This is a genomic window from Arthrobacter sp. efr-133-TYG-120 (assembly GCF_030209785.1).
GTDB lineage: Bacteria > Actinomycetota > Actinomycetes > Actinomycetales > Micrococcaceae > Arthrobacter.
Genome location: NZ_JARVRI010000014.1, coordinates 285,944 through 300,269, shown reverse-complemented (window position 1 = coordinate 300,269; position 14,326 = coordinate 285,944). Strand labels below are relative to the sequence as shown.

Genomic DNA, 14,326 nt, shown 5'->3' with positions numbered 1-14,326 from the left:
TGATTGCTCCCCACCGGGGGCCGCAGCCCAACTAACTCGCATTTGTTGTCGTTATGAGGGCCCAAAACGACATCTATTGCGAGTCAGTTGGGTGGGAGAGGTCAGCGGGTGGCGACTAGTTGGAGGGGAAGTTGTAGGAGGCGCCGGAGGCGTGGGTGGGTTCGGGCCAGCGGGAGGTGATGACCTTGCCGCGGGTGTAGAAGGAGACGCCTTCGGGTCCGTAGATGTGCTTGTCGCCGAAGAGCGAGGCTTTCCAGCCGCCGAAGGAGTGGTAGGCCACGGGTACCGGCAGGGGCACGTTGATGCCGACCATGCCCACGGTGACGGAGCGCTGGAACGTGCGGGCGTTGGCGCCGGAGGAGGTGAAGATCGCGGTGCCGTTGCCGTAGGGGTTGGAGTTGATCAGCTTGATGCCTTCATCGAGGTCCTCGACGCGGACGACGACGAGGACGGGTCCGAAGATTTCCTCCGTGTATGCGGTCATTTCGGTCTTGACGTGGTCGATCACGGTGGGGCCGACCCAGAAGCCTTCTTCGTGGCCGGAGACCACGAGATCTCGCCCGTCCACGACCATCGCCGCGCCGGCGGCTTCGGCTTCGGTGACGATCCGCACGATGCGTTCCTTGGAGGCGGGGGTGATGACCGGGCCCATTTCGGCGTCGGGCTCGGTGCCGTTCTTGACCTTCACGGCCAGGGCGCGTTCCTCGACCTTCTTGACCAGCAGCTCCGCGGCATCGCCGACGGCGACCGCGACCGAGATGGCCATGCAGCGTTCCCCGGCGGACCCGAACGCGGCGGCGGCCAGGTGGTCCGCGGCGTTGTCCAGGTCGGCGTCGGGCATGATGATCGCGTGGTTCTTCGCCCCGCCCAGGGCCTGGACCCGTTTGCCGTGCCGGGTGGCGGTTTCGTGGACGTACTTCGCGATCGGGGTGGAGCCGACGAAGGAGATGCCGTCCACGTCCGGGTGGGTCAGGAGCCCGTCGACGGTTTCCTTGTCCCCGTGCAGGACCTGGAACACGCCGTCGGGCAGCCCGGCCTGCTTCCACAGCTTCGCGAGCAACATCGAGGCGGACGGGTCGCGTTCGGAGGGCTTGAGGATGAAGGCGTTGCCGGTGGCGATCGCCATCGGCGCCATCCAGAGCGGCACCATGACGGGGAAGTTGAACGGGGTGATGCCGGCGACGACGCCGAGGGGCTCGCGGAAGGAGAACACGTCGATGCCGGTGGAGACCTGGTCCGAGTAGTCGCCCTTGAGCAGGGTCGGGATACCGCAGGCGAACTCGATCACTTCGAGGCCCCGGCCGATCTCGCCCTTCGCGTCGGAGATGACCTTGCCGTGCTCGGCCGTGACCAGAGCGGCGAGCTCGTCCACGTGGGCAGCCACGAGTTCGCGGAACGTGAACAGCACGGCCGTGCGCTTGGCCAAGGAGAAATCGCCCCACTTCTCGGCCGCGGCCTTGGCTGCGGCAACGGTGGCGTCCAGGTCCGCCCGGTTCGCGAGCCGAAGCTGGGCGGTCACGGCCCCGGTGGCCGGGTTGTAGACCGGCTGGCTGCGGTCGCCGGCCCCGGCGGTTTCAACACCGTTGATGAAATGCTTGATGGTGGTCAGGGTGGTCGTCGTCGACATGTGCGGACTTCCTTGTCTGGTGCTTGAAGAGGTCTGTGGCTTGAAGCGAGCTTGAGGGGGTCTAGCCGAGCAGCTTGCGCTGGCGGTTCTTGTGGTCTGTGTACGTCTGGTAGGCCTGCTGGGTGGATTCGAGTTCGGAGACCTGCGAAACGGGAACGTCCCACCAGGATTCGGAGCTCGGGGCATCCAGCAGGGGGTCCGATTCGACGTGGATCACGATCGGTCCGGTGTCTTCCGGTGCCGCTTTCGCGTCGCGGATGGCTTGTTCCAGTTCGGCAATGACCTTCTCCCCCGGTTCGATCCGGATGACTTTCGCGCCGAGGGACTCGGCGTTGAGGGCCAGGTCGATGGGCAGGTTCTCGCCGGCGTCGAAGGAGTGTTGTTCCTTGTCCAGGACGCGGTACTGGGTGCCGAAGCGCTGCGAGCCCAGCGACTCGGAAAGCGAGCCGATCGAGGCGTAGCCGTGGTTCTGGATAAGGACCACGATCAGTTTGATGCGTTCGGCGACGGCGGTGACCAGTTCGGTGTGCATCATTAAGTAGGAACCGTCCCCCACCATGACCACGACGTCGCGATCCTTGCCGCCTGCAGCGGCCTCGGCCAGGGCCGCGCGCTTGACGCCCAAGCCGCCGGGGATCTCGTAACCCATGCACGAGTAGGCATATTCGACGTGGTAACCGAACGGATCCCGGACACGCCACATCTTGTGCAGGTCGCCCGGCAGGGAGCCGGCGGCGCAGATGACGACGTCCTGCTCATCCATGGCCCGGTTGGTGGCGCCGATGATCTCGTTCTGGGCCGGCAGCGGGGTGTGCCGGGTATCGAAGGCTTCATCCACGATGCCGTTCCAGCGCTTCTTCTCGGCCGCGATCGTTTGCTCGAGGTCCGCGCCGACACGGTAGCCGCCGAGGGCTGCGTTGAGCTTGACGAGGGCCTTGCGGGCATCGGCGACGATCGGCAGTACGGTGCCGTGCTTGTACGCGTCGATCGCGGCCACGTTGATGTTGACGAACTTCACGTCGGGGTTCTGGAAAGCAGTGCGCGACGCCGTCGTGAAGTCCTCGTAACGGGTACCGATGCCGATGATCAAGTCAGCTTCGGCCGCGATGGCGTTCGCCGCCGTCGTGCCCGTGGAGCCGATGGCTCCGAGCGAGAACTTGTGGTCCCACGGAAGGACGCCGACGCCGGCCTGGGTGTTGCCCACCGGGATTCCGGTCAGTTCGGCGAACGTGGCGAGTTCCTCGTTCGCGAAGGCGTACAGGACGCCGCCGCCGGCAATGATCAAAGGGCGCTTCGCGGCACGGATGGCCTCGGCGGCGCGGCGGATGTCGTCGTCGTCGGCCTCGGGGCGGCGGATCCGCCACTCACGCTCGGCGAGGAATTCCTCCGGGACATCCAAGGCTTCGGCCTGGACGTCCTGCGGCAGCGAAATGATGACCGCGCCGGTCTCGGCCGGGTCCGTCAGGACGCGCAGGCCGTGGTGGAAGGCCGAGAACAACTGCTCGGGCCGGGACACCCGGTCGAAGAACTTGGACAGCGGACGGAAGGCGTCGTTGACCGTGATGTCGTAGGCGTACGGCAGCTCGAGCTGCTGCAGCACCGGGTCCGCGGCCCGGGTGGCGAAGGTGTCGGACGGCAGAAGCAGGACAGGCAGCCGGTTGGTGGTGGCCAGCGCCGCGCCGGTCAGCAGGTTCGAGGAACCCGGGCCGATCGAGGTGCTGATCGCGAACGTCTGGCGGCGGCGGGTGTGCCGGGCGTAGCCGACAGCCTGGTGCGCCTGGGCTTGCTCGTTGCGGCCCTGGTAATACGGCATGATGCTCGGATCGAGCTGCTGGTACTGCTTGAGGGCCTGCCCCACACCGGCGACGTTGCCGTGTCCGAAGATCCCGAAGGTGCCCGGGATCAGGCGTTCCCGGTACTCGCTCCCGCCGACGGTGTCCACCGTGTACTGCTTGGACAGGAACTCGACAACCGCCTGGGCGACCGTCATTCTGCGCGTTGACATTACTCTTACTCCGATACTTTCGCAGGTGTCTTCAGCAGCTCTGGCGTCTTCAAGAGCGAGGCGGCGGTGGCAACGGCCCCGGCCACGTCCCCGTCGGCCGGATACAAAAGGGTCCGTCCCACAGTCAATCCCTGGACTCCCGGCAGGGCAAGGGCGGCCTGCCAGCTGGCGAAGACCTCGTCCTGGCCCGCATCCGGGTCCCCACCCAACAGGACCGTGGGCAGCGTGGTGGCCGCCATGACCCGTTCCATCTCCGCCACGACAGGCAGCTTCATCCACGTGTAGGCGCTCGTCGAGCCCAGTCCTTCGGCAATCGCGATCGACTTGATCACGGCATCCGGGGAAAGGTCGTTGCGGACCCTGCCGTTCGCCTCCCGGACAGACAGGAACGGCTCCACCATGGCGATCAGCTTGCGCGCGGCGAGGGAGTCCACCGCCTTGGCCGTGGCTTCCAGGATGTTGGCGGTGTCCGGATCCCCGAGGCAGATCCGGGTCAGCATCTTCCCGCCGTCGGCGCCCAGGGCGTCAAGGGCCGCTGCGGTATGGCCCGTGAAACGGTCGTCGATCTCGTTGACCAGCCCGGCCAGCCCGCCTCGGTTCATCGAACCGAAGACAAGCTTGCCCTCAAGTGCCCCCAGCAGGAGCAGGTCGTCCATGATGTCCGGGCTCGCGAGCACACCGTCGACGGCGGGATTCGCCAAAGCGATCTGCAAGCGGTCCAGCAGAGTCCGGCGGTCAGCCATCGCTGTCGGATCCGAGCCGACGCTCAGCGCGCCGCGGGCCGGGTGGTCGGCCGCGACGATGAAGTTCTGGGTCCCGTACTTCAGCCCCGGGTGGCGGCGACGTGCGGCGGCGGCGCGGGCAACGGCGTCGGGATCTTCAAGCCGGATGGCACTCAGGTGCTCGTAACGGCGGGGGTCGTCATTGAAGCTCAACGTGTTGCTCCTTCGGAAACTGGCGCGTGGGAAGCTGCTGCGTCGGTGCCGGCGGGCGTCAGGCGGCCGCGTTCGGCGAGCAACGAGGTGACCTCCTCCGGCGTCGGCATCGCGTCCGCGCACGAGAGGCGTGAGGCGACAATCGCGCCGGCGGCGTTCGCGTAGTCCAGGACCTGGGCCAAAGGCCAGCCGGACAACAATCCGTGGCAGAAGGCCCCGCCGAAGGAGTCGCCCGCGCCCAGGCCGTTGACGGTCTCCACCGGGACCGGCGCGGAAACGACGCGTTCGGTACGGGTCTTGGCCATGACGCCTTCGGGGCCGAGCTTGACGACCGCGATCTCGACGCCGGCCGCGAGGAGGCGATCAGCCTGCTCGTCCGGGGTTCCTTCACCTACGGCGACAGCGCATTCCTTGTCATTGCCGATGGCCACCGTGACGTGCGGCAGGATCTTGGCGACCTCGGCCCGGGCCTCGTCCTCGGAAGCCCAGAACATCGGCCGGTAGTCCAGGTCCAGGATGGTGTATTGGCCCTCTTTGAGTCCGGTGCGGGGGCGCGCTTCGTGGGCCGCGAGGTGGGCCGAGCGGCTCGGTTCCTGGCAGAGACCGGTCACGGTGGACCAGAAGATGCCGGCGTCCTTGATGGCCTCCAGGTCCAGTTCCTCGGCCTTGATCTGCAGGTCCGGCGCCGTCGGGAAACGGCCGTAGAAGTAGAGCGGGAAATCGTGCGGAGGCTGGATCGCGCAGAACGTGGCCGGGGTCTGAAGGCCCGGCACCGGGGTGACGAACACGTCGTCGACCTTGAACTTGCGCAGTTCGCGGTGCAGGTAAATGCCGAAGGGGTCATCACCGGTGCGCGTAATCACGCCGGAACAGCGGCCGTGGCGGGCAGCGGCAACAGCCACGTTGGAGGGCGAGCCGCCAAGATACTTGCCGAAGGACTGCACATCCTCCAGTCCCACACCGATGTCGTTCGGGTAGATATCAACGCTGATGCGCCCGATGGTGAGCAGTTCGTGGGTCACGGTGATCGCGGACCTTTCTGTAGTGAACTCTTCTTGCGGGACGGTGAGAGCTCCAGTGCTTTTGCCGGCCCGCAGTGAGCGGGGCCACAACCACTACTTTGCACCAGAATTCATGTCCTGTCAAAGGTTTGTACTGACATATTTACAACGAAACGTAATGGCCTAAATTACGCGGTGATGTGGGCTTGAGTCCGCTCCAAAACACTGAGTTACCGCGCGGGAACGGCAAGTTCGCCGGTGACATACTGGGCCCTGCCGAAGCCAAAGGACCAGTCATCGGCAGTGTTTTCGACGTACCCCAGGAAGACATCCTCCCCAGGGACGCCGATCTCGCCGAGCTGGGCGGCGATGGCAGCGAACAAGGACTGCTTGGCTTCGCGACTTCGACCGACCTGGGTGAAGATCTGGATCATGACCACGCCGGAACTTCGCTCGAAGCCGAGTCCGGCATCCTGCGCAACGATCTGACCCACGGGATGCTCGGTGATGATGTGGAAGTAGTCGCGCTCGGGGATGCCGTACTCGGCGAGGATGGCGTCGTGGATTCGCTTACTGAGTTCACCGAGCTGCTCCGGCGTACGGCCTTCGTTGACGTCAATGCGGACGAGGGGCATCTGCTCTCCTTCGATAGTTTGTCCTGACATACTAACAAACTATCGAATCGCGCCACAAGCTCTAGCGACAATGACACCCCTCCCCACCGACGCCCGGACCCCAACGGTTAAACAACGACGGCGCCCGTCACCTTCACGTGGAAGGTGACGGGCGCCGCCGTACTTCAATCGCGCGGAAACCCTGCGCGGGGCATTGCTAGAGGGCTGCGAAGACCTCGCGGAGGAGCTTGGCGGTCTCGGACGGCGTCTTGCCGACCTTCACGCCTGCAGCTTCGAGAGCTTCCTTCTTGGCCTGTGCCGTACCCGCGGAGCCGGAGACGATGGCGCCTGCGTGGCCCATGGTCTTGCCCTCGGGGGCGGTGAAGCCTGCAACGTAGCCGACAACCGGCTTGGTGACGTTTGCCTTGATGAAGTCGGCTGCGCGCTCTTCGGCGTCGCCACCGATTTCGCCGATCATGACGATTGCCTTGGTCTCCGGGTCAGCCTCGAACGCGGCCAGGGCGTCGATGTGGGTGGTGCCGATGACGGGGTCGCCACCGATGCCGATCGCGGTGGAGAAACCGAGGTCACGCAGTTCGTACATCATCTGGTAGGTCAAGGTACCGGACTTGGAGACCAAGCCGATGGGGCCCTTGCCCGTGATGTTTGCCGGGGTGATGCCAACCAGGGCTTCGCCCGGGGTGATGATGCCGGGGCAGTTCGGGCCGATGATGCGGGTGATCTGCTTGCCGTCAGCGTCCACCGTGGCCTGGGCGAGTGCCCAGAACTCGGCGGAGTCCTGAACCGGCACGCCTTCGGTGATGACAACAACCAGGCCGATTCCTGCTTCGATGGCTTCAACTACGGCGGCCTTGGTGAATGCCGGCGGAACGAAGACGATCGAGACGTCGGCGCCGGTCTCCGCAATGGCTTCCTTGACGGTGCCGAAGACGGTGATTTCCTTGTTGCCGTGCAGCACCGTGGTGCCGGCCTTGCGGGCGTTGACGCCGCCGACGATGTTGGTGCCGGCCTTGAGCATCAGGGCGGTGTGCTTGGTGCCTTCGCCGCCGGTGATGCCCTGGACGATGACCTTGGAGTCCTTGTTGAGGTAGATAGACATAGTCTTGCGTCCCTTTACTTAGCTGCGTTGGCGAGCTCGGCGGCCTTGTCGGCGCCCTCGTCCATGGTGGCTGCCAGGGTAACCAGCGGGTGGTTGGCCTCGGCCAGGATGCGGCGGCCCTCTTCGACGTTGTTGCCATCGAGGCGGACAACCAGCGGCTTGTTGGCGTTGGAGCCAAGCTCGGCCAGTGCACCGACGATGCCCTTTGCCACAGCGTCGCACGCGGTGATGCCACCGAAGACGTTCACGAATACGCTCTTGACCTGCTCGTCACCAAGGATGACGTCCAGGCCAGCGGCCATGACCTCAGCGGAAGCTCCACCGCCGATGTCCAGGAAGTTGGCCGGCTTGACGTTGCCGTGGTTCTCGCCTGCGTAAGCGACGACGTCGAGGGTGGACATCACAAGACCGGCGCCGTTGCCGATGATGCCGACCGAGCCGTCAAGCTTCACGTAGTTGAGGTCCTGAGCCTTGGCCTTGGCCTCGAGCGGGTCGGCTGCGTCCTTGTCCTCAAGTTCGCCGTGGTGAACGTGGCGGAAGCCGGCGTTCTCGTCGAGCGAGACCTTGCCGTCAAGGGCAACGATGTCGCCAGCGCCGGTCTTGACCAAGGGGTTCACCTCGACAAGGGTTGCATCTTCCTTCTTGAAGACGTCCCAGAGCTTCAGGATGACGGAAGCAACCTTGCCACGCAGTTCTTCGGAGAAACCGGCAGCGGCGACGATTTCGTCGGCCTTGGCCTGGTCGATACCGACGGCGGGATCGATGGCGACCTTGGCGAGAGCCTCGGGGCGCTCAACAGCAAGCTGCTCGATTTCCATGCCGCCTTCAACCGAGCACATGGCCAGGTAGTTGCGGTTGGCCCGGTCCAGCAGGACGGAGAAGTAGTATTCCTCAGCAATGTCGGCGCCCTGGGCGATCATGACCTTGTTGACGGTGTGGCCCTTGATGTCCATGCCAAGGATGTTGGTGGCGTGTTCAAGCGCTTCGTCAGCGGACTTTGCGACCTTGACACCGCCGGCCTTGCCACGGCCACCGACCTTTACCTGCGCCTTGACGACGGTTACGCCGCCGATGCTCTCGGCAGCAGCCTTTGCTTCTTCAGGAGTGTGCGCCACGATGCCGGCGAGCACGGGTACACCGTGCGCTTCGAACATATCGCGCGCCTGATATTCAAACAGGTCCACGGTTTAGTGTCCTTCTACGTCGAAGTAGTTTCTGTACAGCCGGAAACCACGGTGACCGCGAAAACCGGCTGCGGATAGGTGCGCATCGAACGGCTGCCAAGCAGCCGGTCACATTGCGCAAGTTCCTCTCGAACTTTAGCCCCCCGGGGAGGCCAGCCGGTTCTACAGTACCTGTTAAGTGAGTAAGCACACACTTCTATCGACCGTAGAAAAACCCCTATATGACGCGGTTTTCCGGCTTCAAGAGCCGCTACGAATCCAGTTTGGTCAGCGGCGCGTAACGCAAGAGCAGCCGTTTCTCGCCGACGTCGAACTTCACCTTCGCCACGGTCTTGTCCCCGGCGCCTTCGACGCCGATCACGGTGCCGTTGCCGAAGCTCGTGTGGTTCACTTTGTCCCCCACGACGACGGCGACCACTTCCTTTTGCGGCTGGACACGGTTGCGTACGACGGCGGCCGGCACGTCCGCGTTGAAGCCCGCCGTATCGCTGGCTGCGGCCCCGCGCGAGGTTCCGGCACCCCAGAAGGAGCCCCCGTAACGCCCGGAACCGATGGGGGCGTTCCCCCAGCCGCTCACTTGGCGGGAGGTGCCCTCGCGTTTCCACTCCACGAGACCGGTAGGGATCTCCTCGAGGAACTGGCTGGCAGGGTTGTATTGGCTCTGGCCCCACATGCTGCGAACTTCCGAGCGGGTCACGTAAAGGCGCTTCCGTGCACGGGTGAGGCCCACATAGGCCAGGCGACGCTCTTCCGCCAGTTCCTTGGGATCGGTTGCGGACCGCTGATGCGGGAAAAGTCCGTGTTCCATACCGGTCAGGAAGACAACGGGGAATTCCAAGCCCTTGGCCGTGTGGAGCGTCATGAGCGTGACGACGCCCATCCGCTTGGCCTCTGCGACGGCGGCGGCTGCGTCCTCGGAGGATCCTTCGGGAGCGTCCGGGATCTGGTCGGCGTCGGCTACGAGGGAGACTTGCTCCAGGAATTCACCCAGTGAGCCTTCGGGGTTGTCGCGCTCGTATTCCCGCACCACCGCCACCAGTTCGGCGAGGTTTTCCACGCGGGATTCGTCCTGCGGATCGGTGCTGGCGCGGAGCCCGGCAAGGTACCCGGTCTGTTCCAGTACTGCTTCCAAAGCTGCCGCAGCCCCGGAACCCGAAGCCACTTCGGCCAGGTCATCCAGGAGTTTCACAAAGCCTAGGACCGCGTTCACGGAGCGGGTGGCCATGCCGGGAGCCTGGTCCGCCTTGCGCGCCGCAGTCATGAACGACGTGCGTTCGCGCTCGGCGAGCGCCGCGACGGCGCCTTCGGCACGATCACCGATTCCCCGCTTGGGTTCGTTGAGGACGCGACGCAAATTGACGTCGTCGTCCGGGTTCACCAGGACGCGAAGGTACGCGAGGGCGTCCTTGATTTCCTTGCGCTCGTAGAAGCGGGTGCCGCCCACCACTTTGTACGGCAGTCCGACGCGGACCAGGACGTCTTCAATGGAGCGGGACTGGGCGTTGGTGCGGTAGAAAATGGCGACGTCGCCGGGACGCAGGCCTTCCTCGTCCTGGAGCCGGTCAATCTCCTTGGCGATGAACTGGGCTTCGTCGTGCTCGTTCTCGCCTACGTAGCCGATGATCTTCTCGCCGTCGCCCTCGGCCGTCCAGAGTTTCTTGTCCGGGCGGTTGGGGTTGCGCGAAATAACGGAGTTCGCCGCGCTCAGGATGTTCTGGGTGGAGCGGTAGTTCTGCTCCAACTTGATGGTGCGGGCTTCCGGGTAGTCCTTCTCGAATTCGACGATGTTGCGGATGTCCGCACCGCGGAACGCGTAGATGGATTGGTCGGAGTCGCCGACGACGGTCAGCTCGCTCGCCTGGGGACCCTCACCGACGATTTCGCGGACCAATGCGTACTGTGCGTGGTTGGTGTCCTGGTATTCGTCCACGAGGACGTGGCGGAATCGACGGCGGTAGGACTCCGCGAGCGCGGGGAAGGCCCGGAACATGTAGACGGTCTGCGCAATGAGGTCGTCGAAGTCCATGGCGTTGGCCTGGCGCAAGCGCTGGGTGTAGCCCTTGAAGACCTCGGCAACGGCTTGTTCGAAGGGTTCGTTGTAGTTGGCGCTTGAGGCGAACGCGTCGTCGTCGATGAGCTCGTTCTTGAGGGCCGAGATCTTGTGCTGGATCGCTTTGGGCGCGAACTTTTTGGGATCGAGGTCCAGGTTCTTCGCTACGAGCGTGATGAGCCGCAGGGAGTCTGCGGAATCGTAGATGGAGAAGTTGGAGTTCAGCCCCACGTTGGTAGCTTCACGGCGCAGGATACGCACGCAGGAGGAGTGGAACGTCGAGATCCACATGGACTTGGCACGGGCACCCACCAGGGCTTCGATGCGTTCCCGCATTTCCGCGGCCGCCTTGTTGGTGAAGGTGATAGCCAGGATCTCGCCGTGATGGGCCCGCCTGGTGGCGATCAGGTACGCAATGCGGTTCGACAGCACGCGGGTTTTGCCCGAACCGGCCCCGGCCACGATCAGCAAAGGGCTGCCGGCATGTTTGACGGCTTCCTCCTGCTGGGGGTTCAACCCTTCGAGCAACGCCTCCGCAGACGGCAGGCCCGAGTGGCCGCCGTCTTGCCCACCGCCGGGCTTGCCGGCCCAGGACGCACCCCCACCGGGCGCACTACCACCGGGCGCAGCGCCGCTTCCGGCGCGTGAAAGCATGGCCGGAGCGGCCTTGGTGGCAGCTCGGCTTGCCGCTTTGAAGGGGCCATCAGCGTACGGGTCAAACAACATATCCATGGTGTTTACCAGTCTAGGCGGTGGCCCTGACACTGATGGACCCGCATGCCCTTCCCCGGGCTGCGTCAAAAAAGTGTTCGGTCGGAAAATACCGCGGCTCCGAAGTGCCCTCCCAATGATGCTTCTTAGGAGCTACAAGTTCGCTGGCTCGCCGGTTTCCTCTGGAAAGGGTGAATTCAGGTTGCCGCTACGCAGTCCGGCCTTGAGGTGGACCACCGGAATTCCCTGGTAGAACGCCGCCAGCCCCGCGGCATGCTGCCCGGTCACTGCTACTGGCGCCTTGTAACGGCCGGTTGCACGCAAGGCCTGGACCAGCGGCGCCATCTTGATGGCCTCCGGACGGGTCCCGTAAACGAGCAGGACAGTGCGGTTGCCAAGGGAGGCGCATCCTCAAGCGAATTGCGGCACCGAGGTGAGCGCCGCACGCAACTCCCGGACCGCCGTCGGGCCCCCCGCGAGGAACCAGTCCAGGCCGTTGACGCGCACGACGTCGGTGTCCCCGCCGGCCGCGCGGACGATCGCCTTGCCGGGGAGCCAGTCCCACTCGGGGCAGCTGTGTTGGAACCAGCAGCCCAGTTCGCCGTCGGCCACCCGGCCGAGATCGCAAGAGCCGGAACCGAACATGCGCAATGAAGCTGCCGACACCGCTGCAGCATGCCAGGGCATGGCGGCTCGGGGATCGGCGAGCCACGTGGGGTGGATGTAGGTCGCGGCACCGAGTTCACTTAGGGCAGCACCCGACGGTCCCGGAATCCGTTCGTCGTTGAGGGTCGCGGGATGCCCTTCGCCGCCGGTCCAAAGCTTGTCGAGCTCCGGTTGATAGATGGCCCCGAGAATGACGTCGGCATCCGAGGCGGTCCCGGGTGATGCCGTGCCCTCGCGTTTCAAGGCGATCGCGGAGCACCAATAGGTGGAGCCGTGCAGGAAATTGTAGGTACCGTCCACGGGATCGATCACCCAGGTGCGGCCGCTTCTTCCAGCCACCGAGCTTCCTTCTTCACCCAGGATGCCGTCGTCGGGGCGGCAACGGCGCAGTTGCTCAAGGACGTAGGCCTCGGCCGCATGGTCCGCGGCGGTCACCACGTCCGAAACCGAGGTCTTCCGTTCCCCTTGCAGGCCGCCCATCCGCATCAGCAGGGCAAGCTGCCCGGCTTCCCGGACCAGGGCGGCAGCGAGTTCGTAGTCGTCGAGCGATGGATCAAGTTCTGTGGCGGAGTGCCTGCCAGTGGTCATGGGTCCAGCTTATGTGGCGGGATAATGAATGACATGGCCAAGACCCCAGCCCAACGCATCAAGAAGCACGGCGCCAATGCCGCTCTCCCCCAGCACCACTTGCCGTCGGTGATCAATCCCACCACCCAGCGGTCGCCCGAGAAGGCCCAGAACAACGGCCGCCTCATAGTGATTGCCGGGGTCGTGGCCAGCCTTTTCCTGTTTTGGTATGTGCACCTGCTGACCCTGAACCAGATGACCCAGTTGTCCGGCGGCATGGCCATGCCCGATTCCCTCATCGGCGGGTTCTCCACCGATTACGTCCACCAATTGCATGGCGCCATGACGGACGACGCCCGCGGACAGCTCAGCTACATCCACAAGACCGCCGGAACCCTGTTTCCGCTGATCTTCGGTTTCACCTGGCTTCTGCTCATCGGCACCAATGTGGCCGGAAAGGCACTGCGCTGGACGCTGTGGGCTGCCCCCCTGCTGTTCGCCGTGGTCCGTTTGTGGAGCAACGTGGCGGTGGACGCCGCGCTGGGATCGGCAACGCCCGACGCCGGCCAGGTGGCTTTGGCTTCCACGCTCACCGTTGTGGGCTGGGTACTGTTCCTGCTGAGCCTTGCGGCCGGCGGTGCGGCTGTGTTTGTGGGGCGGCGGCGTTCGAAGAGCGCCTAGCAGAAGCGCCGAACGCAGCCAACGCCCGCACGCGCTACCCTGGCCCAGAATCGGGCTTCCGAATCAGGCCCCCGGCTCAAGCATCTCCCGGGCTTGGAGGGCACGCTGGTGGGCGCCGGCTTTCTCGAAGCGATCGGCCGCTTCGACCAGGCTTTCTTTCGCCGCCTGCTTGTTCCCGGTACCGGCTTGGGCCCGCGCCATCAAGAGGAATACCTCGCCTGCCATCTGCGCGGGCAGTTGGTCAGCGCTGCGACTGATTTCGTTCAGCAGCTCAAGCGCCGCCCCGGCGTCTCCTGCCAGGTAGTTCCAATGCGCGCGGTTGAGGCGAAGCAGGAGAATTTCCTCTTCGCTGCCGCCGACGACATCCGTGGCAAGCTCCGCCCGTTCAATGCACCGAAGGGTGGCCGCATCGGCCACTTCAGCGGCCAGCCTCATCGCGGCCGAGGCTTTGTTGAACTTGGCCCAGACATCAAGGTTCCGCGAAGGGGAAAAGGTTTCCGCGGCAAGCTCATGGTAGTGGAGGCCTTCAGCTACCTTGTCGCAGAGGAACGCCACATTCCCGATGACCCAGTACGCCTTGCCGGCCAACTGGTCATCCATTTCATCAGAAATTCTCGCCGAGAGGGACAGGCACTCCTCCCACGCCTCCTCCAGTTTGCCGGACTCGCCAAACGCGGCGATCAGTGCCTGCCGCGCATGGACGTCGATTTCCATGTCTGCGTCATCATCGACCAGTCCAACTGCCGACGCCGCAGCCGAGGTGGCCATCTCCAACAGCCCTTCACCCCGAAGGGAGTTCGCCATCAAGATGAGTGCCCGGGCCCGGTGCTGGGGTGAGGCGACAGCCAACGATGCCTCGGAAAGGGATCTCGCCAGCGCAGTGCTGGCAGCGAAATCACCTGCGTCGAGAAGATTCTCCGCTTGGAGGAAAGTCATGTTCCACCATCCGGCGGAATCGCCCTCATCGAGGGCAATATCGGCGGCCGAGCGCGCACCATCGGCAGCCTTGGCGAAGTCATGGCTGGCCCGGTGACCCCTCGCTTGCAGTTCCGCAGCGGCGTACGACGGCGCAACCTTCTTTTCTCCCATGGCTCCATTATGTCCCTGAGACACTCCGCCCATGATTCGGGCGAGCGTTTAGCATGTTTCTCCACCGTCCGGACGG

The 14,326-nt window shown here is 64.6% G+C and carries 11 protein-coding genes and 1 pseudogene; 1 reads left to right on the top strand and 11 read right to left on the bottom strand.

From position 1 onward, the window contains the following. Nucleotides 1-115 precede the first annotated feature (115 nt). From QRN51_RS09645 to QRN51_RS09600, 10 genes and pseudogenes are all read right to left on the bottom strand, one after another. The gene (locus tag QRN51_RS09645) at nt 116-1,627 is read right to left on the bottom strand and encodes a CoA-acylating methylmalonate-semialdehyde dehydrogenase (protein WP_284989648.1); all 1,512 of its coding nucleotides are present in this window, start codon (nt 1,625-1,627) and stop codon (nt 116-118) included. A 61-nt stretch (nt 1,628-1,688) separates the two neighbouring features. Further along, a complete protein-coding gene (iolD, locus tag QRN51_RS09640; protein ID WP_284989733.1) occupies nt 1,689-3,617 on the bottom strand; it encodes a 3D-(3,5/4)-trihydroxycyclohexane-1,2-dione acylhydrolase (decyclizing) in 1,929 nt (642 codons plus the stop codon). Between the two features lie 20 nt (nt 3,618-3,637). Further along, complete coding sequence (locus QRN51_RS09635; protein ID WP_284989647.1) at nt 3,638-4,567, bottom strand: Cgl0159 family (beta/alpha)8-fold protein; 930 nt, start codon at nt 4,565-4,567, stop codon at nt 3,638-3,640. Beyond that, nucleotides 4,564-5,589 carry a 5-dehydro-2-deoxygluconokinase gene (gene iolC, locus QRN51_RS09630; protein WP_284989646.1) on the bottom strand — a complete coding sequence of 342 codons (1,026 nt, stop codon included), beginning with the start codon at nt 5,587-5,589 and terminating at the stop codon, nt 4,564-4,566. Before iolC ends, QRN51_RS09635 begins: the two co-directional genes overlap by 4 nt. 209 nt (nt 5,590-5,798) lie before the next feature. Beyond that, on the bottom strand, nt 5,799-6,203 hold the full coding sequence (locus tag QRN51_RS09625) for a tautomerase family protein (RefSeq protein ID WP_284989732.1): 405 nt from the start codon (nt 6,201-6,203) through the stop codon (nt 5,799-5,801). A 196-nt stretch (nt 6,204-6,399) separates the two neighbouring features. Next, nucleotides 6,400-7,302 (bottom strand): succinate--CoA ligase subunit alpha, encoded by a 903-nt coding sequence (sucD, locus tag QRN51_RS09620; RefSeq protein WP_284989645.1) that lies wholly within the window; start codon nt 7,300-7,302, stop codon nt 6,400-6,402. Nucleotides 7,303-7,316: 14 nt separating this feature from the next. Then, a complete protein-coding gene (gene sucC, locus QRN51_RS09615) occupies nt 7,317-8,486 on the bottom strand; it encodes an ADP-forming succinate--CoA ligase subunit beta (RefSeq protein ID WP_284989644.1) in 1,170 nt (389 codons plus the stop codon). A 250-nt stretch (nt 8,487-8,736) separates the two neighbouring features. Beyond that, complete coding sequence (gene pcrA / locus QRN51_RS09610) at nt 8,737-11,268, bottom strand: DNA helicase PcrA (RefSeq protein WP_284989643.1); 2,532 nt, start codon at nt 11,266-11,268, stop codon at nt 8,737-8,739. A gap of 156 nt (nt 11,269-11,424) precedes the next feature. After that, nucleotides 11,425-11,592: pseudogene (locus QRN51_RS09605) on the bottom strand (UDP-N-acetylglucosamine 2-epimerase); the annotation flags it as partial. Nucleotides 11,593-11,658: 66 nt separating this feature from the next. Beyond that, nucleotides 11,659-12,501 (bottom strand): inositol monophosphatase family protein, encoded by an 843-nt coding sequence (locus QRN51_RS09600; RefSeq protein WP_284989642.1) that lies wholly within the window; start codon nt 12,499-12,501, stop codon nt 11,659-11,661. Nucleotides 12,502-12,534: 33 nt separating this feature from the next. Here QRN51_RS09600 and QRN51_RS09595 point away from each other — a divergent pair, with 33 nt between their 5' ends. Then, nucleotides 12,535-13,161: a hypothetical protein gene (locus tag QRN51_RS09595; protein ID WP_284989641.1), complete on the top strand. Its 627-nt coding sequence runs from the start codon at nt 12,535-12,537 to the stop codon at nt 13,159-13,161. A 63-nt stretch (nt 13,162-13,224) separates the two neighbouring features. On the opposite strand, the gene QRN51_RS09590 is transcribed toward QRN51_RS09595, so the two are convergent. Next, nucleotides 13,225-14,250 (bottom strand): hypothetical protein, encoded by a 1,026-nt coding sequence (locus tag QRN51_RS09590; protein WP_284989640.1) that lies wholly within the window; start codon nt 14,248-14,250, stop codon nt 13,225-13,227. Between the last annotated feature and the right edge of the window lie 76 nt (nt 14,251-14,326).

Excerpts from the sequence above, each read along its gene's own strand:
- QRN51_RS09645 (WP_284989648.1), bottom strand. The coding sequence starts at position 1,627 with ATGTCGACGACGACCACCCTGACCACCATCAAGCATTTCATCAACGGT.
- iolD (WP_284989733.1), bottom strand. The coding sequence starts at position 3,617 with ATGACGGTCGCCCAGGCGGTTGTCGAGTTCCTGTCCAAGCAGTACACG.
- QRN51_RS09625 (WP_284989732.1), bottom strand. The coding sequence starts at position 6,203 with ATGCCCCTCGTCCGCATTGACGTCAACGAAGGCCGTACGCCGGAGCAG.
- sucD (WP_284989645.1), bottom strand. The coding sequence starts at position 7,302 with ATGTCTATCTACCTCAACAAGGACTCCAAGGTCATCGTCCAGGGCATC.
- pcrA (WP_284989643.1), bottom strand. The coding sequence starts at position 11,268 with ATGGATATGTTGTTTGACCCGTACGCTGATGGCCCCTTCAAAGCGGCA.
- QRN51_RS09600 (WP_284989642.1), bottom strand. The coding sequence starts at position 12,501 with ATGACCACTGGCAGGCACTCCGCCACAGAACTTGATCCATCGCTCGAC.
- QRN51_RS09595 (WP_284989641.1), top strand. The coding sequence starts at position 12,535 with ATGGCCAAGACCCCAGCCCAACGCATCAAGAAGCACGGCGCCAATGCC.
- QRN51_RS09590 (WP_284989640.1), bottom strand. The coding sequence starts at position 14,250 with ATGGGAGAAAAGAAGGTTGCGCCGTCGTACGCCGCTGCGGAACTGCAA.